Genomic DNA, 18,554 nt, shown 5'->3' on the forward strand with positions numbered 1-18,554 from the left:
TCACCGCAGGAACAGCCCGTACTCCCTGAGCTGGGGCAGCAGGTGGGGCGGCAGGTCCGCCACCGTCGCCAGGTCCTCCGCCGAGCTGAATCCGCCGGTCTCCGCCCGCAGCCGCACGATCCGCTCGGCGTCCTCCAGACTGATCCCGAACCGGGTGAGCTCCACCGCCGGGACCGTGTTCACGTCGATCAGCCCGCCGTCGTCGTAGGGGCGCTGGGCCGCCGGCACGTCCGTCCGCCCGATCAGCAGCTCCCGCGCCGTCAGCGGGTTCTCCATCGCCAGCTTCCGCGCCTCCTGACGCCGCCGCATCCGCGCCTGCGCCTCCTCGACCGCCAGCCGGTTGCTCTGCTCCGGCGTCATCGGGGCGCCCGGCATCGGGGGGAGCGGGGATCCCGGCCGCTTCACCGCCATCACGATCGCGTGGATGACCCAGATCGGCAGCCAAGCCCCGCACGACAGCACCGTCATGACCAGGTGGAACACGTGGATGTCGCTGGTGTTCTGCGCCGCCGCCGGCGTGTGCAGGTGATGGTGGTGGTGCACGTTCACCACGGGCGGCATGGGCGCCCCGGCGCCCGGTGGCAGTTTGGGCGGATACGGCTGCTGCGGCTGCTCGGTCATCGACCCCCCCTCGCCACTCCCGACGAATGGAACGAAAAACCGCTCCGAACGGTTCCCTCAATGGGATCGTCGCGCGGCCCCGACGGTTCATCGCCGCGGCGGCCCATCTCGCGCGGGTCTCGCGCGGGCCTTGCACGGACCTTGCGCGGAGCCGGACTTCCGGCCCCGAGGAGCTCCTCCGGCGGGGCGGCGTCGGGCCGAGGGACCGGTGCAGGAGAAATGCATGAGGGAGCCGCCCGGCCGGGTTCGGGAGGATGCGCCCGGCCGCCGGCGTCCTGTAGACCGGGGTCATGCGCGCATCGCGGCTGGTCTCGCTGCTGCTGTTGCTGCAGGCGCGAGGGAAGATGACCGCCGCCGAGCTGGCCCGCGAGCTGGAGGTCTCCGAACGGACCGTCCAACGGGACGTGCTGGCGCTCTCGGCCGCGGGCGTCCCGGTGTACGCCGAGCAGGGGCGGCGCGGCGGCTACCGGCTGGTGGGCGGCTACCGGACCCGGCTGACCGGGCTGAGCCGGCAGGAGGCCGAGGCGCTGTTCCTGGCGGGCCTGACCGGGCCGGCCGAGGACATGGGGCTGGCCGAGGCGGTGGCGGCGGCCCGGCTCAAGGTGCTGGCGGCGCTGCCGGCGTCGTTGCAGGACGCGCCGGCGCGGACCGGCCAGCGGTTCCACCTGGACGTCGCCGGATGGTTCGACGTCACCGGGCCGCCGCCGATGCTGGCGGCGCTGGCGCGGGCGGCGTGGGGGGACGAGACGGTCGTGCTGCGCTACCGGCGGGACCGCGAGGTGACCCGGACCGTCGACCCGTACGGGCTCGTCCTCAAAGGCGGCACCTGGTACCTGGTCGGCCGGGTGGACGGCGACCACCGCACCTACCGCACCTACCGTGTCGACCGGGTGACCGCCGTGGAGTCCACCGGCCGGACCTTCGACCGCGACGAGTCCTTCGACCTGCGGTCCTTCTGGGCGGAACAGTCGGCGCAGTTCGTGGAGACGCTGCTGCACGAGACGGTGCGGATCCGGCTCACCCCCGCGGGGGCGCGCCGGCTGCGGCACGCCGTCGAGCCGCCCGCGGCCCACCGCGCCCTGCAGACCGCCGCCGAGCCCGACGCGCAGGGCCGGATCGTCACCGACCTGCCCGTCGAGTCCCTCGACGTCGCCTACGACCAGCTGATGCGGCTCGGCCCCGAGGTCGAGGTCCTCGATCCCCCCGAACTGCGCGACCGCATGGCCGAGGCCGCCGCCCGCCTCGGCGCGCTCTATCGGAGCCGCCCGGCCTGACGACGCCCCGCCCGGCCCGCCGGCCGGCGACGGCCGGAGCGCGCGTCCGCACCCCGGTCGTCGCCGTGGGACCCGGGCGTCGCGGGCGCCGAGGCCGGCGCTCAGCGGTAGCCGGTCGGATCGGCGGGCTTGCCGGCCTCCTGGACCTCCACCATGTAGCGCCAGCCGTCGGGACGGCTGCCGTCCACATCGGTGAACCCGTACACCGCGGCCAGGGCGCCGCTGGAGGTGCTCCGGCCGTTCCACCGCGCCACGTCCGGATCGGCGGCCAGCGCCACGACCGCCCGGCCGATGAACGCCGGGGTCTCGGAGATGGCGAAGTGCGGCTCCTTCGCGCAGGCGTCACGCCAGTTCTCCTCGGTGACGCCGTAGATGTCGAGCATCATCTCCGAGCGCAGCCAGCCCGGAGTGATCGCCACCGCCGTCGCCTTGTGCGCGGCCAGCTCCTTGCCCAGCGCGAACGCCATCCGGTTCACCGACGCCTTGGCCAGGTCGTAGAACAGCGAGAACCGGTAGCGGTCCCGGTTGTACTCCTCGGTCCCGTCGGTGATCTCCACGACCAGCCCGCCCGGACGCCGGATCAGCAGCGGGATCGCGTAGTGGGCGGTGACGATGTGGGTCTCCACGCCCAACCGCAGCAGCCGCAGCCCCTTGTCCAGGTCCTGCTTCCACACCGGGTCGGTCCAGTTCGTCAGCGGATCGCCGCCCCAGATGTCGTTGACCAGCACATCGAGCCGGCCCTGCTCGCGGTCGATCCGCTCGACCAGCGCCTTGACCTGTTCGCGGTCCAGGTGGTCGCAGGGCACCGCGATGCCCTCGCCGCCCGCCGCGGTGACCAGCTCGGCGGTCTCCTCGATGGTCTCCGGCCGGTTCATCTCCGAGCGCCGCCCCCGCGTGGAGCGGCCGGTCACATAGACGGTCGCGCCGGCCGCCCCCAGCTCGACCGCGATGCCCCGGCCGGCGCCCCGGGTCGCCCCCGCGACCAGGGCGATCTTTCCCTTGAGCTTCCCCTCGAGCGTCTCGTTCATGAGACCCACGCTCGCACCGAAACATGACACCCGCTGTCGGCTTTTCGCATGGAACACTGCTGCGCGTCCGCCGGGCGGCCCGGCGGCGGCCTCCGGCGGCGAGTCGTTCGCGGTTCGTTCGCGGTGAACGAGGACCCGGCCGGCCCGTGGAGACCCGCGTTCGGCGCGGGGAGGTCCGGACCGCGCGGCCGGGAGCACGACGCCCGGGAGACCCGGCGGCGGCCCGGCGAGGCGCCCGAGGCCGGTGGGCGGACGCTCCGCGACCGCTGGAACCGGTTCACCGGACGCATGTGACGTACGTGAACTAGGACAGACGACACTGCGTCCCCAGAAAGGGGATGATCCACTGACTCAGGGAGCGTGCGGGTGACTGGACAGGGAACGTCGGCGGCGCCGCTGCACCCCCACGATCCGCGTCGGCTGGGCGCCTATGAGCTGGTCGGGCGGCTGGGGGAGGGCGGTCAGGGCGCCGTCTACCTCGGCCGGGACCCCCATGGGCGGCCGGTGGCGGTCAAGACGCTGCACGCCCGGCTGCTCGGCGACCGCAAGGCCATGCGCAGGTTCGTCCGCGAGCTCCGGCTGGCACGCCGGGTGCCCGCCTTCTGCACGGCGCGGATGCTGGCGGCCGATGTGGCCGGGGAGGTGCCGTATTTCGTCAGCGAGTACGTTCCCGGTCCGTCGCTGCGGGAGCTGGTGGCGCGGGAGGGGCCGTTGGAGGCCTCGTCGTTGATGCGGCTGGCGATCGGGACGGCGACCGCGTTGGCGGCCATCCACCGCGCCGGGGTCGTGCACCGGGACTTCAAGCCCGGCAACGTGCTGATGGGCCCGGACGGGCCGCGCGTCGTCGACTTCGGCGTCGCCCGGGCGCTGGACGCCGAATCGGCCACCTTCACCAGCCAGGCCGTCGGCACCCCCGGCTACATGGCCCCCGAGCAGGTGCTGGGCGAGAAGGCGGGGCCCCGGACCGACGTGTTCGCCTGGGCCGGCACGATCCTGTTCGCCGCCACCGGCCGGCCCCCCTTCGGCGACGACTCCATCCCGGCGGTGATGCACCGGATCCTGCACGCCCGTCCGGACCTGTCCCCGCTGCCGCCCGCCCTCGCCGACATCGCCGAGGCCTGCCTGGCCAAGGACCCGGCACGGCGCCCGGACGGGGAGGAGGTGCTGCGACGGCTGCTCGTCGCGGCGGGCGCCGCCCCCGGCCCGGCGACCGGCCCCGCCCTGTACGAGACGGCGACCCGTCTGCTGGCCGGCCCGGGCGGGCTCCCCACCCGGCCGACGCCGGCCGGCCGCCCGTCCCGCCGCCGGGCGCCGCTCCTGGCGGCCGGCGCGGCGGCCGCGGTGCTGCTGACGGTCGTCCCGGTGTTCGTGCTCGCCCAGGGGGATCGCCGCCCCCGGCAGCCCCGGCCGCCGGCCACGGTGACGGTGGGGTTCGTGGGCGCGCTGAGCGGATCGTCGGCGGAGGCGGGCCGGGAGATGCGGGAGGGCGCCCGGCTCGCGATCGAGGAGCACAACGCCGCGAATCCCGCCACCCGCATCCGGCTGGTCGACTACGACACCGGGGGAGCGCGGCGCGGGAGCGAGACGGCGCTGCAGAACGCGGTGGACGCCGGTGCGGTGGCCGTGATCGGCCCCACCGAGAGCGAAGTGGAGGGCTCCACGGGAGTCCCCCTGCGGACCGACGGCATGCCGGCGATCTCCCCCGGGATGACCGCACCGCGGTGGACCGCGGTCTCCCAGGGGCTCTACCGCCGGGTGGTCCCCGCGCGGGACGCCGCCATGCAGAGCCTGGCCGAGTTCGTCGTCCGTTCCGGGGCCGCCGAACGCGTCGCGGTGATCGACGACGGCGAGCACCGGGACCTCACCGATGTCTTCGCCGAGGCGCTGAAGAAGCGGGGCGTGAGCGTCGACACCGTCTACATGCTCGGCTTCTCCGACGAGCACGTCCGCTGGCTGATGAACCGGCTCCGGGACTGGAGGCCGCAGGCGGTGATGTATCCCGGTCCGCGCTGGCCGGCCGCCGGACTGGTCGAGGCGGCGAAGGACAAGGGCCTCAAGGCCCGCTTCTACGTCGGGGAGTGGGCCTTGCGCGGGGAGCCGCCGCCGGAGGGGACGGTGGCGTACTGCGGCTGCCTGGACCCGGCCTGGGCGGATGCGCGGTTCCGGCAGCGGTTCCAGGCCAGGTTCGGGCACCCTCCCTCCTGGTACGCGGTGGAGGGCTACAACGCGGCGCTGCCGCTGGTGTCGGCGGTGAAGGCGGGCCGGACCACCCGCGAGCAGATCGGCCGGCACCTGGACTCCGTGGACGTGCCGGGCCTGGGACAGCGGCTGCGCTTCGCCCCCGGCGGCCGGCTGACCGCCCCGAACGTGTACGTGTACCAGGTCAGGCAGGGACGGATGACGCTGCTGGGCACCACCGCGACCGCCCGCCTGTGACCGCGGACCGCGGAGAGGGCCCGGAAGGGCCGGCAGGGATCGGCGAAGGCCCGGGAGGGGCCCGGAAGGGACTCGAAAGGGCCTGGAGAGGGCTTCTCAGGAAGGGAAGGATCGATGACCACACCGCTCGGCGCGGACGACCCCGCCCGGCTGGGCCGCTGGCGGCTGACCGGCAGGCTCGGCCGGGACGACCAGGGCGTGACGTACCTGGGGGTCGATCAACAGGACCGGCAGGCCGCGGTCAAGCTGCTGCACGCCCCGGCGGGCGGGGAGGCCGAGGCGACCGCGTTCCGGCGGGCGATGGAGGCCGCCGGACGGGTGTCGGGCGTCGGCGTCGCCCGGGTGCTGGACGCCGGGGTCGAGGACGGCCGGCCTTTCTTCGCGCGGGAGCACGTCCCCGGCCCGTCGCTGGAGGAGGCGGTCGCCTCCTCCGGGCCGTTCGCCCCCTCGGTCCTGCTGCGGCTGGCGATCGACACGATCACGGCGCTGGCCGCCCTGCACGGCGCGGGGGTCCGGCACGGCCGGCTCCGTCCCGGCACCGTGCTGATGGGCCCCGACGGCCCCCGGATCATCGACTTCGGCGTCGTCACGGCGTTCGGCCCCGAGGCCGACGTGGCCGCGTGGGCGGCGACGATGCTGTACGCGGCGACCGGACGGCACCCCACCGGCCCGGTCCCCGCCGTCGACCCGGCCGTCCCGCCCGGCCTGGCCGAGGTGCTGGCCGCCTGCGTGGCCCCGGACCCGGCGGCGCGCCCGAGCAGCGGCGAGGTCCTGCAACGGCTGCTCGCCCAGGTGGGCGCGGCCCCCGCCGGCCCCTCCGCCCCGCCGGTGTCCCTCGCCAAGCGCCGGCCCGGAGGGCGCCGGCGCCCCCGATGGCTGCTGCCGCTGACGGCCGGAGCGGCGGCCGTGGCGGTGGCGCTGGCCGCGGCCGGGGCGGTGCTGCTGCGCGGCGACGACGGGGCGACGGCCGGGAGAGACGTGATCCTGGGGTTCGGCGCGCCGTACATGGGAGCCTCGGAGCAGTCGACGAAGGCCATGCTGCACGGCGTCCGGCTCGCGCTCGAGGAGCACAACGCCGCCGACCCCGACATCCGGGTCAGGCTGACGGAACTCGACACGACGGGCCTGACGTACGACGGTCAGGTCGTCGACGCGCTCACCGGCACCGGCATAGGCGTGATCACGCCCGGGGGCGCCTCCTCGGACGACATGAGGAAGGTGATCGGCCTGTTCAGCGTCAAGGAGGTCCCGGCGGTGTCCCCCGCCTACGACGGCGCCGACTTCGAGGGCGTGGGGCTGGACCGCTACTTCTACCGGGTGGTGCCGCCGAGGGACCTCTCCGTCCGCGAGCTGGCCGGGGTCGCGGCGCGGACGGGCCGCGTCCGCAAGGCGGCGGTCGTGCGCTCCCCCGACTTCCGTCTCGACCACCGGATGTCCACCACGGCGGACGAGGTCGTCAGGACGTTGCGCGGCTCCGGGGTGGAGGTCGACCTGCAGGAGATCCCCGTGGAGGAGAACGCGAGCTCCTCGCGCCTGTCGTCCGTCGCCGAGGAGATCGCCGAGTTCGGGCCGGACGCGGTGTTCTACCTCTCCCCGCCGAAGTCCGCCGGCCGGCTGGCCCGGCTCCTGTACGAGGAGGGGGTGAACGTCCGCTCCTATTTCGGCGGGCCGTCGCCGGCGGAGTTCATCGAGGCCGCCGGGGGCCGGGCCGCCGAGGGGACGGTCACCTACCGCCCCTATCTGGACCCGGCCGGGTCCGACGCCGAGCCGGTCCGCCGGTTCCGCGAGCGGTTCCGGGCGGCGCACGGGCAGGAGCCCGGGCCGTACTCGGTCGAGGGCTACGACGCGGCCCGGGTGTTCGTCTCCGCGATCAAGGCCGGCGCCGCCACCCCCGAGGAGGTCAAGCGGCACATCGACGCGATGGACGAGCAGGGGCTCGGGCAGCGGCTGTCGTTCTCCCCGTCCGGGGAGCTGACCGCGCCGGTGGTGTACGTCTACCAGGTGCGGCAGGGACGGCTCGCCCTGCTCGGCCCGTCCCGGTCCGTCCGGCTGTGACCGGGGCGCCCCCGCGTCCGGGCCCGCCGGGCGGGGGCGCACGGGTGCGCACGAGGGGCCGAGCCGCGACGGGCGCGGGAGGGCGAGGGCGCAGGAGCGAGAGAGGAGAGAGTCCGCATCGCGGCCCGCGCCGATGCGGCGCGGGCCGCGGGGCCGTCAGAAGTCGATCAGCCGGGCGGCCACGATCTCCAGCCGCTCGGTGATCTCCTCGACGGTGCCGCGGCCGTGCAGCAGCTCGATCATCTCGATCGTCCACAGCCCGGCCAGCGCCCGCAGCAGCACCCGCCGCGGATCGCCGGCGGGGATCTCGGCGCCGGGGCCGATCGCGGCGCGCGCCAGCAGGTTGGTCATCCGCTCGCCGAACCCGGTGCGCACGTCCGACAGCAGCAGCGCCCGGATCAGCGCCTCGGCCAGCTCCGGCTCGCGGATCAGTCCTCGGGTGGCGCGGGCCAGGACGTCCACGGCCCGTTCGGCGGGGGTGGCGCCGTGCGGGGGCCGCTTGTCGATGCTGCCCTCCAGCACGTCCAGCTCCTCGCCGACCACCGCGACGACCAGGTCCATCTTGGAGGGGAAGTAGCGGTAGAGGGTGCCCAGCGCGACCCCGGCGCGTTCGGCCACGGTGCGCATCTGCATCGCCTCCACGCCGCCGCGGGAGGCCAGCGCCGCCGCCGCCTTGATGATCCTCTTGCGGCGTTCGAGCTGGCTGCGGGAGCGGACCGGGCGCGGTTCGGACCCGGCCGTTTCCGGGATCGGTGCAGAGGTCGGCTCTACGGTCACTGTGCTTGGGCCCTTCCGTGGCGGGCGTCCCCCGGGGGCGGGGTGCGAGGAACGAGCGGATCGTGCGTCACCCAGCCTACAGGCACGGTGAGAACGCGTTATCTGTCAGGGGGCGGCCGACGGCCGGCATGGGAGGCTCCACAAGCTCGGCCGACCCCGACAGTGCATGGACAAACGACTGATCACGGGTTGTACGGGCAGACTCTGGACAGTAATTAGAATCTGTTCTAATTTGGCGCTCTGTCAGGCCGGTTCCGACAAGGGGGCGCCCTGTGGACTTCGACCTCGACCCCACCCAGCGGGAACTGCGCGAGCTGGCCGCCGGCCTGCTGGACCGCCGGGCGACGACCGAACGGCTGGAGGCCCACGACCGGTCCGGCGCGCCGTACGACGCGGACCTGTGGAAGGCGCTGGGGCGGGCCGGCCTGCTGAGCGCCTGCCTGCCGGAGAAGGTCGGCGGCGCCGGGCTCGGCCCGATCGAGCTGGCGGTGATCCTGCGGGAGATCGGCGCCCATGTCGCGCCCGTCCCGGCCTACGCCTCGCTGGCGCTGGCCGCCGTCCCCCTCGCCCTCCACGGAGCCCCCGCCCAGCAGGAGCCGCTGGCCGGGCTGGCCGAGGGCGAGACGGTGCTCACCGGTGCCTGGCGCGAGCCGGGACCGGTGGGCGGGGTCGGCGCCGTCGCCCGCCGCGAGGGCCGCGGTCACCTCCTCGACGGCGTCAAGACGTTCGTCCCCTACGCCGAGCAGGCGGACTGGATCCTGATCCCCGCCCGGGTGGAGGACGCCGGCGTCGGGGTGTTCCTGGTGGAGCGGGAGGCGGTGCGGCTCGACCCGCACCCGGCCGCCACCGGGGAGCCGATGTCCCGCCTCGCCCTGGAGGGCGTCCCGGTGGCCCCCGACCGGCTGCTGGGCGGCAGGGCCGACGGCGCGGCCTGGCGCACGCTGCGCCGCTCGGCCGTCGCCGGGGCGGTCGCCCAGGTCTCCGGGGTCGTCGCGGGCGCCCTGAAGATCACCACCGGCCACCTCGGGGAGCGCGAGCAGTTCGGCCGGAAGCTGGCCCAGTTCCAGGCCGTCACCATGCAGATCGGCGACGTCTACATCGCCGGGCGGGCGCTGGACGCGGCGCTGTGGGCGGGCGTGTGGCGGCTCGCCGAGCAGGCCGCCGACGTCGACGAGGTCCTGGCGATCGCCGCGTTCAACGCCTGCGGGCCGGCGCTGGAGGCCCTGTACACCTGCCAGCACCTGCACGGCGGGATCGGGCTGGACATCGCCTATCCGCTGCACCGGTACTTCGCCTGGGGCAAGCACTACGCCCATCTCCTCGGCGGCGCCGAGGCCCAGCTGGACGCCGTCGCCGACGCGCTCGCCGCCGTCGACTGACCGCATCGAGGGGAGCCGCCGGTGTTCATCGATCTGACCGCCGAGCAGCGCAGGCTGCGCGACGAGCTGCGCGAGTACTTCGCCGCCTGCCTGACCGACGAGCAGCGCGCCGAGATCGCCGCCGACCCGTTCGGGCCCGCCTACCGGGAGCACTGCCGGCGGCTCGGCGCCGACGGCATGCTCGGGGTGGGGCTGCCGAAGGAGTACGGCGGGCGCGGTTACGGGCCGGTGGAGCAGCAGATCTTCGCCAACGAGATCGCCCGCGCCGAGGTCCCCTATCCGCTGATCACGCTGAACTCGGTGGCCCCCACGATCCTGCGGCACGGCTCGCCGGAGCAGAAGGACTTCTTCCTGCCGCGGATCCTGCGCGGCGAGTGCCACTTCGCCATCGGCTACAGCGAGCCCGGCGCGGGCACCGACCTGGCGGCGCTGCGCACCACCGCCGTGCGGGACGGCGACCACTACGTGGTGAACGGGCAGAAGGTCTTCACCTCCGGCGCCCACCACGCCGACTACATCTGGCTGGCCGCCCGCACCGATCCGCGGGCGCGGCGGCACAGGGGCATCTCCGTGCTGATCGTGGACTGCCGCGACCCCGGGTTCTCCTGGACGCCGATCATCACGATGGACGGCGCGCACCACACCAACGCGACCTACTACCAGGACGTCAAGGTCCCGACGTCCATGCTGGTCGGCGAGGAGAACAAGGGCTGGGACCTGATCGTCGACCAGCTCAACCACGAGCGGGTCACCCTCGGCCCGGCCGGGAACCTCGGCCGCCTGTACGACACGTTCGCCGCCTGGGCGCAGGGCGCCGCCGCGGCCGACGGCAGGCCGCTGCGCGACCTGCCCGACGTGCGCCGCGCCCTGGCCCGGGTCCGGGCCTACCTGCGCGTCAACGAGTTCCTCAACTGGCAGGTCGCCGCCGACGCCGGCAAGGGGTGGCTGGGCGCCGCCGACGCCTCCGCCACCAAGATCTACGCCTCGGAGCGGATGCTGGAGGTCGGCCGCATCATCGGCGAGACGCTGGCCCGCCACGGCGACCCGGGCGACCCGGCCGCCCGGGCGTTCATCGAGCGGCTGGACCGCACCGTCAAGGGCTCCCTCGTGCTGACCTTCGGCGGCGGCGTCAACGAGATCCAGCGCGAGCTCATCGCCGTGCTCGGCCTGGGCCTGCCCCGCGCGCCGCGCTGAGCCCGGTCCGGCCCGGCTAGCGGCCGGAGAGCGGCTGCGGCGACGGGTTGGCGGCCGGATCGGGGACGTCCACGGGCGGCTCCGTCGGGGGCTCCTCCGGCGGCGTCGACGGAGAGGGATCCGTGACCGGCGGGTCGGTCGGCGTCGGCGCGACGGGATCGGTCGGCGCCGGGGTCTCCACGCCGCCGGGCGCCGGAGAGGTCGGCCGCTGCGCGCCCGGTGAGGCGGGCGTCGTGGGCGAGGAGGGGCCGGCGTTCCGCCACGGCGCCGACGGAGCGGCCGGGGCGCCGCCGTAGGGGGCGGCCGGATAGGGCCGCACCCCGTACGGGGTGGCGGTGGAGTGCTGCGGCCCGGCCACGCTGGGATCGCCGCCGGTCGCGTTCGGATCGGCGGGACGCGACGTCGCCGTGCTGGGCGCGTTGACCGGCGCGGACCGGGAGACCGACGGGCCGCCCCGGCCGGTGGTCGGGCCGAGCGCGTCCACGTCCGGGCCGCCGGTGTTCTCGGCGCTCGCCCAGGCGGCGACGATGCCGACCGTGGCGGCGGCCGAGGCGGCCAGGCCCGCCACCGCCGACAGGCCCTTGGCGCGTCGCCGGCGCGCCGCCGGGCGGCTCGCGGCGGCCGACCCGATCACCACCAGCGGCGAGGTCGTCGTCACCGTGGACAGCGGCCGCCGCCGCGCGTCGGCGCAGGCGGCCAGCACCTGCTCGCGCAGCCGGTGCGGCGGGCGGTCGGGGACGCGGCGGGCCAGCGTCCGCGGCAGCGTCCCCTTCTCGAACGCGGTGATCAGCTCCGCGTCGTACCGCGAGCCGGGGCGGCGCATCAGCAGGTCCAGCACCGCCCGGTCCAGCCGGGTCCGGGCGGCCTGCAGCAGCTGCCGGGCGGTGTCGACGGCGACGCCGAGCACCGCCGCGATGTCCGGCAGGTCCAGCCATTCGCCCGCCGACAGCACCAGCACCTCGCGGTGGTCGGCGCGCAGCCCGGCCGCCGCCCACAGCAGCGGGTCGTCGGCGGCGCCGAGCCGGTCCGGACGGAAGGCGCGGTCCGGCGCCCCGCGGTCCATGCAGATCGAACGGGCCAGCGCATACAGCCACAGCACCTCGTCGCCGCGCGGCGGGTGCCGCATCGCGGCCGCGAACGTGTCGCGGACGGCCGCCTCCGCGCCGTCCCCCACCAGCGACCAGCAGTAGGCGTACAGGCGGGCGGCATGCGCGTCGTAGAGGGCCTCTGGGGTCCCCGGCATGTGTCCTCCGATCCGGCTGGGACCGCCGGTGCGGACGCGACCGGCGTGAACGGCGGGCGTACCGGTGGAGACCGGACCATAGCGCACTATGTCACATCTGCACAGCGATATGACACCTGAGGCAGGTGCGCAGATGTTCGCATAGATTTCGCGTGATACGTCGATTATTGATCCGGTTCAGCTGGGAAGACCTCCCCAACATCGCTCCACGGGGCCCGGAGGGAGGCGGCGTATGCACCGGCTGACCGTCGACGACGTCTACGAGCACGCCCACGGGATCTGTTTCAAGAACGGCCCGCCCGGCACCGTGGGGGCGGAGACCGAGTGGCTCGTCGTCGACCGGAGGGCGCCCGGGGCGCATGTCGCGGTCGAGAGGCTGCGCACGGTCGTCGAACGGGCCGGACCGCTGCCCGGCGGAAGCGCGATCACCTTCGAACCCGGCGGACAACTCGAATTGAGTTCGGCTCCCTTCGGGGATCTGGGCGCATTGCACCGGGCGCTCTCGGCCGACATCGAACACGTCCGCGCCCGCCTCGCCGAACACGCCCTGGAGCTGACGGGACGGGGCATGGACCCGGCGCGCCCCCCGCGTCTGCAGGCCGACCATCCGCGCTATGCCTGCATGCGCGACTACTTCGTCGCCACCGGATACGCCGAGGCCGGCCTGACGATGATGTGCAGCACCGCCTCGGTGCAGGTCTGCCTGGAGGTCGGCGCCGACCCCGCCGACGCGCAGGCCCGCTGGCGGCTGGCGCACGCGCTCGGACCGGTGCTGGTCGCCGCGTTCGCCAACTCCCCGCTGCGCGCCGGGAGGCCCACCGGCCTGCGCTCCACCCGCCAGGCGACCTGGAGCGTGCTGGACCCGGCCCGCACCCTGCCGGTCGCCTCCGGCCCCGGGGCCGACCCGGCCGCCGACTGGGCGCGTTACGCCCTGGACGCCCGGGTGATGCTGGTGCGGCCGCGCCCGGGGACCGGGGAGCGCTGGGCCGGAGCGCCCGGCATGACGTTCCGCCAGTGGCTGGCCAAGGGCGAGCCCGACCGCGACGACCTCGCTTACCACCTGACCACGCTGTTCCCGCCGGTCCGGCCGCGCGGCTGGCTGGAGCTGCGGATGATCGACGCGCCGCCGCTCCGGTACTGGCCGGTGCCGGTCGCCGTCGCCGCCGCGCTGCTGGACGACCCGCGCGCCGCCGACGCCGCCGCCGAGGCGACGGCCCCGGTGGCCGGCCGGTGGGCCGAGGCCGCCCGGGACGCGCTGACCGACCCGGCGCTGGCCCGTGCCGCCCGCGCCTGCTTCACCGCCGCGCTGGAGGCCCTGCCCCGCCTCGGCGCCGCCGAGCTGACGCCGCTGGTCGCCGAGTACGCCGACCGCTACGTCGACCGGGGCCGCTGCCCGGCCGACGACCTCGATCCCGCCCACCTGCTGGAGGCCACGCCGTGACACCCGATCTGGCCGAGGACGCGCTGAAGGAGCTGATCGCCGCCGAGCTGGCCGCGGTCCGCGACCGCAGCCTGGGACTGACCACCCGGGTGCTGGACGACCCGGAGCTGACCGCGCAGGTCTCCCCGCTGATGTCCCCGCTGGTGTGGGACCTGGCCCACGTCGGCAACTACGAGGAGCTGTGGCTGCTGCGGGCGGCGGCGGGGATCGAGCCGATGCGGCCGGAGATCGACGACCTCTACGACGCGTTCGAGCACCCCCGCGCCGAACGGCCCTCGCTGCCGCTGCTGCCGCCGGACGAGGCCGGCGTCTACATCGGCGCCGTGCGGGCGAAGGTGCTGGACTCGCTGGAGCGCATCCGCTTCCGCGAGGACGACCCGCTGGTCGCGGGCGGATTCGTGTACGGGATGGTGATCCAGCACGAGCACCAGCACGACGAGACCATGCTGGCCACCCACCAGCTCCGCACGGGCGCGCCCGCCCTGACCGACCCCGACGAGCCGCCGCCCCGGCCCGCCGGCGGGCCGTTCCCGGCCGAGGTGCTCATCGAGGCCGGGCCGTTCGAGATGGGCGCCTCCGACGACCCGTGGGCCTACGACAACGAGCGCGGCGCCCACATCGTCGACCTGCCCGCCTATTACATCGACACCTTCCCGGTCACCAACCGGGAGTACCAGGCGTTCATCGAGGCCGGCGGCTACGACGACCCCCGCTGGTGGACCCCCGAGGGCTGGCGGTGGCGCTCCGCCCGCGACCGCCGCGCCCCCGGGTTCTGGCGGCGCGAGGGCGACCGGTGGCTGCGCCGCCGCTTCGGCCGGATCGAGCCGGTGCCGCCGGACGAGCCGGTGCAGCACGTGAGCTGGTACGAGGCCGACGCCTACGCCCGCTGGGCGGGCAAACGGCTGCCCACCGAGGCCGAGTGGGAGAAGGCCGCCCGCTGGGATCCCCTCGCCCGGCGCTCCCGCCGCTTCCCCTGGGGGGACGTCTACGAGGAGGGGCGCGCCAACCTGGGGCAGCGGCGGCTGCGGCCCGCCCCGGTCGGGTCGTTCCCCGCCGGGGCCTCCGCGTACGGGGTGCAGCAGATGCTCGGGGACGTGTGGGAGTGGACCTCCTCGGACTTCGCCCCCTACCCGGGCTTCCGGGCGTTCCCCTACAAGGAGTACTCGCAGGTCTTCTTCGGGTCCGACTACAAGGTGCTGCGCGGCGGGTCGTGGGCGACCCACCCGCTGGTCTGCCGGGGGACGTTCCGCAACTGGGACTATCCGATCCGCCGGCAGATCTTCACCGGGTTCCGCTGCGCCCGTGACGCCGGGTAGGCCCGCCGATGTGCCGCCATCTGGGCTACCTCGGCCCGCCCCGGACCCTGGAGTCGCTGCTCTTTCAGGGCCCGCACTCGCTGGAGGTCCAGTCGTACGCGCCCCGCATGACCTGCGGCAACCTGCTGAACGCCGACGGGTTCGGCGTCGGCTGGTACCACCGGGGGCGGGCGGTGCGGTTCCGGCGGGCGCAGCCGATCTGGACCGACCGCTCCTTCCGGGAGATCGCCGCGACGGTGACGGCGACCTGCGCGGTGGCGGCGGTCCGCTCGGCCACCACCCGCTTCCCGGTGGAGGAGTCGTGCGCCCAGCCGTTCCGCGCGGGCGGGCGGCTGTTCAGCCACAACGGCGTGGTGACGGACTTCGACGGGGTGGAGGACAAGCTCCGGGAGCTGGCCGGGGACCTGTCGCATGCGCCGGACGCCCGCGCCCCCGTGGACTCGGCGCTGGTGTTCGCGGTGGCGGCGCGGCGCTGGCGGGAGGGCGCCGCGCTGGGCGAGGGCCTGGCCGACACCGTGGCCGCCGTGGCGGCGCTCTCGCCCGGCCGCTACAACCTGCTGGCCGCCGACGGGACCGCGCTGGCCGCCACCGCCTGGGGCGACTCGCTGTTCGTCCGGAGCGGTCCCGGAGAGGCGCTGATCTCCTCCGAGCCCCTGGACGACGACCCCGCCTGGCGCGCGGTCCCCGACCGCAGCCTGGTCGTCGTCGACCGGGCCGACCTCGCCGATGTCCGCATCACCCCCCTGTGACCGGTGAAGGAGGACGGTGAAGGAGGACCGGTGGACCGCTTCCTGACCGCAGACGACCTCGACAAGGCGCTCCGCCGGGACGTGGCGGCGGGGCTGACCGCCACTCCCAAGGCGCTGCCGCCCAAGTGGTTCTACGACGAGCACGGCAGCCTGCTGTTCGAGGAGATCACCCGGCTGGATGAGTACTACCCCACCCGGCGGGAGCGGGAGATCCTGCGCGTCCGCGCCGCCGAGATCGCCGCCGCCACCGGGGCGCAGACGCTGCTGGAGCTGGGCGCCGGGTCGGGGGAGAAGACCAGGCTGCTGCTGGACGCCCTGTCGGCGGCGGGCACGTTGCGGACGTACGTGCCGGTGGACGTGTCCGGCGACTTCCTGGCCGCTGCGGCGGCCGGGATCGCCGCCGACTACCCGGACCTGGTCGTGCGGTCGGTGGTCGCCGACTACGAGCGGCATCTGCACCTGCTGCCGTCCGGGCCGCGCCGGCTGCTGGTGTTCCTGGGCGGGACGATCGGCAACTTCGCCCCGGCCGAGCGGATCTCGTTCCTGTCGGGGGTCCGGGCCGTGATGGAGGACGGCGACGCGCTGCTGCTCGGCGCCGACCTGGTCAAGGACGCCGGGCGGCTGGTGCGCGCCTACGACGACGCCCGGGGCGTGACCGCCGAGTTCAACCGGAACGTGCTGCGCGTGATCAACCGGCGGCTGGGGGCCGACTTCGACCCCGGGGCGTTCGAGCACGTGGCGCTGTGGGACCCCGACAACGAGTGGATCGAGATGCGGCTGAGGTCGGCCGCCCGGCAGACCGTGCGGGTCGCCGACCTGAAGCTGACCGTGGAGTTCGCGGCGGGAGAGGAGATGCGCACCGAGATCTCCGCCAAGTTCCGCCGCGAGCGCCTCGCCGCCGAGCTGAGGGCCGCGGGCCTGGCCCTGCAGGCGCTGTGGACCGACGGGGCGGGGGACTTCTCCCTGTCCCTGGTCCGCCCCGCCTGACCGGTCGCGGCCGCACGGCGCCGACCGGGCGCCGGGACCGTGCAGGAGGGCGGGAGACCCGCCGGAACGAGGGAGGGAGGTCCATGATCCGCCGGGCGGAGACCGCCGGTGGGCTGTCGGTGCCCCGACGTAGGGTTGACGGCGTGCGCCGGGGGCGAAAACGGGTGACGATCCGCGAAGTGGCGCAGGCGACCGGATTGTCGCCTGCGGCGGTGTCGTATGCGCTGCGCGGCATCCGCACCTCCGAGGAGACCCAGGAACGCGTCCGCGCCGCCGCCGAGGAGCTGGGGTTCGCGGCCCACCCGATCGCCCGGGCGCTGGCGCTGGGTCGCAGCGGCATGATCGGGGTGCTGTGCGGGTCGCTGGAGGACTACTGGCAGCAGTCGCTGGCGATCGGCATCGGCCGCGCCCTGTTCGGCCGGGACCGGTACGCGCTGATCCTGGACGCTGCCGGCGACCCGGAGCGGGAGCGGGAGCTGGCGCGGCGGCTGCGGGACCAGCGGGTGGACGGACTGATCGTCCAGTCGCTGGATCCGGCCGCTCCGCTGTGGGCCGAGCTGGCCGAGGCGCTGCCGGTGGTGTCCATCGGCGACGCCCTGCACGGCGGGCGCTCCCAGGGCGAGGTGGTGTTCGACAACAGGACGGGGGTCACGCAGGCGCTGGAGCACCTGGCGGCGCTCGGGCATCGCCGGATCGGGGTGCTCACCTCCACCCAGCCCAGCACCCCCGACCGTCCCGCGGACCGGTATGTGAACGCCGAGGCCGGGCGGTTGGAGCTGGAGGTCACCTCGGCCGTCGCCTCCCAGTCCTGGACGGAGGCGGCCGAGACGGCGCTGGAGATGCTGGCCGGACCGGACCGGCCCACCGCGGTGTTCTGCTTCTCCGACTCCATCGCCTACGGGGTGTACGCGGCGACCCGCGCGCTGAAGCTGCACGTCCCCGGGGAGGTGTCGGTCTGCGGCTATGACAACCACCCCATGTCGGCGCTGCTCACCCCGCCGCTGACCACGGTGGACTGGGACATCGACGGCGTGGTCGACGCCGCCGTCCGGGTCGTGGTGGACGCCGTGGACGGCCGTGCCGGGGGTCGTCGCCGGGTGGTGCGCTCCCCGGCGCTGCGGGTCCGCGACTCCACCGGCCCGGCCCCGAGGTGAGGGGCCGGGCGGCGCGGGGCGATTTTTCCGCTATTCGAGTCGTTAAAGTGGGTAAATTCTGTCCATTCCCGACCGAGCAGAGCACGGCGCTGCGGCGCCCGAGGACGTGAACGAGACGTGATCACCTTCGACGGCGTGACCAAGCGCTATCCCGACGGCACCGTGGCGGTGGACGGACTGGACCTGGAGATCCCGGTCGGGCGGATCACCGTGCTGGTCGGCCCGTCGGGCTGCGGCAAGACCACCACGCTGCGGATGATCAACCGGATGGTGGAGCCCACCGCGGGCACCGTGACGGTGGACGGCCGGGACGTGCGCGGCGTCGACCCGCCCACCCTGCGCCGCGGCATCGGCTACGTCATTCAGCAGGCCGGGTTGTTCCCGCACCGCACGGTCGTCGACAACATCGCGACCGTGCCGTACCTGCTGGGGTGGGACAAGAAGAAGGCCCGCGCGCGGGCGTACGAGCTGATGGAACGCGTCGGCCTGGACCCGGCGCTGGCCCGCCGCTACCCCGCCCAGCTGTCGGGCGGCCAGCAGCAGCGGGTCGGGGTGGCCCGGGCGCTGGCCGCCGACCCGCCGATCCTGCTGATGGACGAGCCGTTCAGCGCCGTCGACCCGATCGTGCGCGCCGGGCTCCAGGAGGAGTTCCTGCGGCTCCAGCGCGAGTTGGAGAAGACGATCGTGTTCGTCACCCACGACATCGACGAGGCGGTCAAGCTGGGCCACCGCATCGCGGTCTTCCGGGTCGGCGGCGTCCTGGCCCAGTACGCCACCCCCGACGAGCTGCTGGACCGGCCCGCCGACGACTTCGTCGCCGACTTCCTCGGCGGGGAGCGCGGCATCCGCCGGCTGCGCTTCTTCAAGGAGCTCGACGAGGAGGAGGCCGCCGGCGGCGGG

14 protein-coding genes and 1 pseudogene are annotated in these 18,554 nt (G+C 74.8%); 11 read left to right on the plus strand and 4 right to left on the minus strand.

Going from position 1 to position 18,554, the window contains the following annotated elements; all coding sequences use genetic code 11:
- Entirely contained in the window at nt 1–621 is a 621-nt protein-coding gene (locus EIO00_RS02805; protein ID WP_140175299.1) for a ComEA family DNA-binding protein, read from the minus strand.
- Nucleotides 622–911: 290 nt separating this feature from the next.
- On the opposite strand from EIO00_RS02805, the gene EIO00_RS02810 reads away from it, so the two are divergent.
- The gene (locus EIO00_RS02810; protein WP_140175300.1) at nt 912–1,895 is read left to right on the plus strand and encodes a helix-turn-helix transcriptional regulator; all 984 of its coding nucleotides are present in this window, start codon (nt 912–914) and stop codon (nt 1,893–1,895) included.
- A gap of 101 nt (nt 1,896–1,996) precedes the next feature.
- Here the strand turns inward: EIO00_RS02810 and EIO00_RS02815 are convergent, their stop codons facing one another.
- The gene (locus EIO00_RS02815) at nt 1,997–2,923 is read right to left on the minus strand and encodes an SDR family oxidoreductase (RefSeq protein WP_140175301.1); all 927 of its coding nucleotides are present in this window, start codon (nt 2,921–2,923) and stop codon (nt 1,997–1,999) included.
- Nucleotides 2,924–3,289: 366 nt separating this feature from the next.
- On the opposite strand from EIO00_RS02815, the gene EIO00_RS24060 reads away from it, so the two are divergent.
- Together EIO00_RS24060 and EIO00_RS02825 are read left to right on the plus strand one after the other, a co-directional pair.
- Complete coding sequence (locus EIO00_RS24060) at nt 3,290–5,359, plus strand: bifunctional serine/threonine-protein kinase/ABC transporter substrate-binding protein (RefSeq protein ID WP_161602631.1); 2,070 nt, start codon at nt 3,290–3,292, stop codon at nt 5,357–5,359.
- A gap of 114 nt (nt 5,360–5,473) precedes the next feature.
- Complete coding sequence (locus tag EIO00_RS02825; RefSeq protein WP_140175302.1) at nt 5,474–7,414, plus strand: ABC transporter substrate-binding protein; 1,941 nt, start codon at nt 5,474–5,476, stop codon at nt 7,412–7,414.
- Between the two features lie 156 nt (nt 7,415–7,570).
- Here the strand turns inward: EIO00_RS02825 and EIO00_RS02830 are convergent, their stop codons facing one another.
- Entirely contained in the window at nt 7,571–8,191 is a 621-nt protein-coding gene (locus EIO00_RS02830) for a TetR family transcriptional regulator (RefSeq protein WP_161602632.1), read from the minus strand.
- A gap of 272 nt (nt 8,192–8,463) precedes the next feature.
- Here EIO00_RS02830 and EIO00_RS02835 point away from each other — a divergent pair, with 272 nt between their 5' ends.
- Both EIO00_RS02835 and EIO00_RS02840 read left to right on the plus strand, forming a co-directional pair.
- Nucleotides 8,464–9,570, plus strand: a complete 1,107-nt coding sequence (locus EIO00_RS02835; protein WP_140175303.1) for an acyl-CoA dehydrogenase family protein — start codon at nt 8,464–8,466, stop codon at nt 9,568–9,570.
- A gap of 21 nt (nt 9,571–9,591) precedes the next feature.
- The gene (locus EIO00_RS02840; protein ID WP_140175304.1) at nt 9,592–10,764 is read left to right on the plus strand and encodes an acyl-CoA dehydrogenase family protein; all 1,173 of its coding nucleotides are present in this window, start codon (nt 9,592–9,594) and stop codon (nt 10,762–10,764) included.
- 16 nt (nt 10,765–10,780) lie between these two features.
- On the opposite strand, the gene EIO00_RS02845 is transcribed toward EIO00_RS02840, so the two are convergent.
- A complete protein-coding gene (locus EIO00_RS02845; RefSeq protein ID WP_140175305.1) occupies nt 10,781–12,007 on the minus strand; it encodes a sigma-70 family RNA polymerase sigma factor in 1,227 nt (408 codons plus the stop codon).
- A gap of 232 nt (nt 12,008–12,239) precedes the next feature.
- Here EIO00_RS02845 and egtA point away from each other — a divergent pair, with 232 nt between their 5' ends.
- From egtA to EIO00_RS02875, 6 genes and pseudogenes are all read left to right on the plus strand, one after another.
- A complete protein-coding gene (gene egtA / locus EIO00_RS02850; protein WP_140175306.1) occupies nt 12,240–13,448 on the plus strand; it encodes an ergothioneine biosynthesis glutamate--cysteine ligase EgtA in 1,209 nt (402 codons plus the stop codon).
- A complete protein-coding gene (egtB, locus tag EIO00_RS02855; RefSeq protein WP_140175307.1) occupies nt 13,445–14,764 on the plus strand; it encodes an ergothioneine biosynthesis protein EgtB in 1,320 nt (439 codons plus the stop codon). Before egtA ends, egtB begins: the two co-directional genes overlap by 4 nt.
- A gap of 8 nt (nt 14,765–14,772) precedes the next feature.
- A complete protein-coding gene (gene egtC, locus EIO00_RS02860; protein WP_140175308.1) occupies nt 14,773–15,513 on the plus strand; it encodes an ergothioneine biosynthesis protein EgtC in 741 nt (246 codons plus the stop codon).
- A gap of 30 nt (nt 15,514–15,543) precedes the next feature.
- Nucleotides 15,544–16,500, plus strand: coding sequence for an L-histidine N(alpha)-methyltransferase (gene egtD / locus EIO00_RS02865; RefSeq protein WP_140175309.1), 957 nt, complete (start codon nt 15,544–15,546; stop codon nt 16,498–16,500).
- 143 nt (nt 16,501–16,643) lie between these two features.
- Complete coding sequence (locus tag EIO00_RS02870; RefSeq protein WP_140175310.1) at nt 16,644–17,654, plus strand: LacI family DNA-binding transcriptional regulator; 1,011 nt, start codon at nt 16,644–16,646, stop codon at nt 17,652–17,654.
- Nucleotides 17,655–17,771: 117 nt separating this feature from the next.
- Nucleotides 17,772–18,518: pseudogene (locus EIO00_RS02875) on the plus strand (ABC transporter ATP-binding protein); the annotation flags it as partial.
- Between the last annotated feature and the right edge of the window lie 36 nt (nt 18,519–18,554).

The organism is Thermomonospora catenispora, from assembly GCF_006363815.1.
Taxonomy (GTDB): Bacteria; Actinomycetota; Actinomycetes; order Streptosporangiales; family Streptosporangiaceae; genus Thermomonospora; species Thermomonospora catenispora.

Excerpts from the sequence above, each read along its gene's own strand:
- EIO00_RS02805 (WP_140175299.1), bottom strand. The coding sequence starts at position 621 with ATGACCGAGCAGCCGCAGCAGCCGTATCCGCCCAAACTGCCACCGGGC.
- EIO00_RS02810 (WP_140175300.1), top strand. The coding sequence starts at position 912 with ATGCGCGCATCGCGGCTGGTCTCGCTGCTGCTGTTGCTGCAGGCGCGA.
- EIO00_RS02815 (WP_140175301.1), bottom strand. The coding sequence starts at position 2,923 with ATGAACGAGACGCTCGAGGGGAAGCTCAAGGGAAAGATCGCCCTGGTC.
- EIO00_RS02825 (WP_140175302.1), top strand. The coding sequence starts at position 5,474 with ATGACCACACCGCTCGGCGCGGACGACCCCGCCCGGCTGGGCCGCTGG.
- EIO00_RS02845 (WP_140175305.1), bottom strand. The coding sequence starts at position 12,007 with ATGCCGGGGACCCCAGAGGCCCTCTACGACGCGCATGCCGCCCGCCTG.
- egtA (WP_140175306.1), top strand. The coding sequence starts at position 12,240 with ATGCACCGGCTGACCGTCGACGACGTCTACGAGCACGCCCACGGGATC.
- egtC (WP_140175308.1), top strand. The coding sequence starts at position 14,773 with ATGTGCCGCCATCTGGGCTACCTCGGCCCGCCCCGGACCCTGGAGTCG.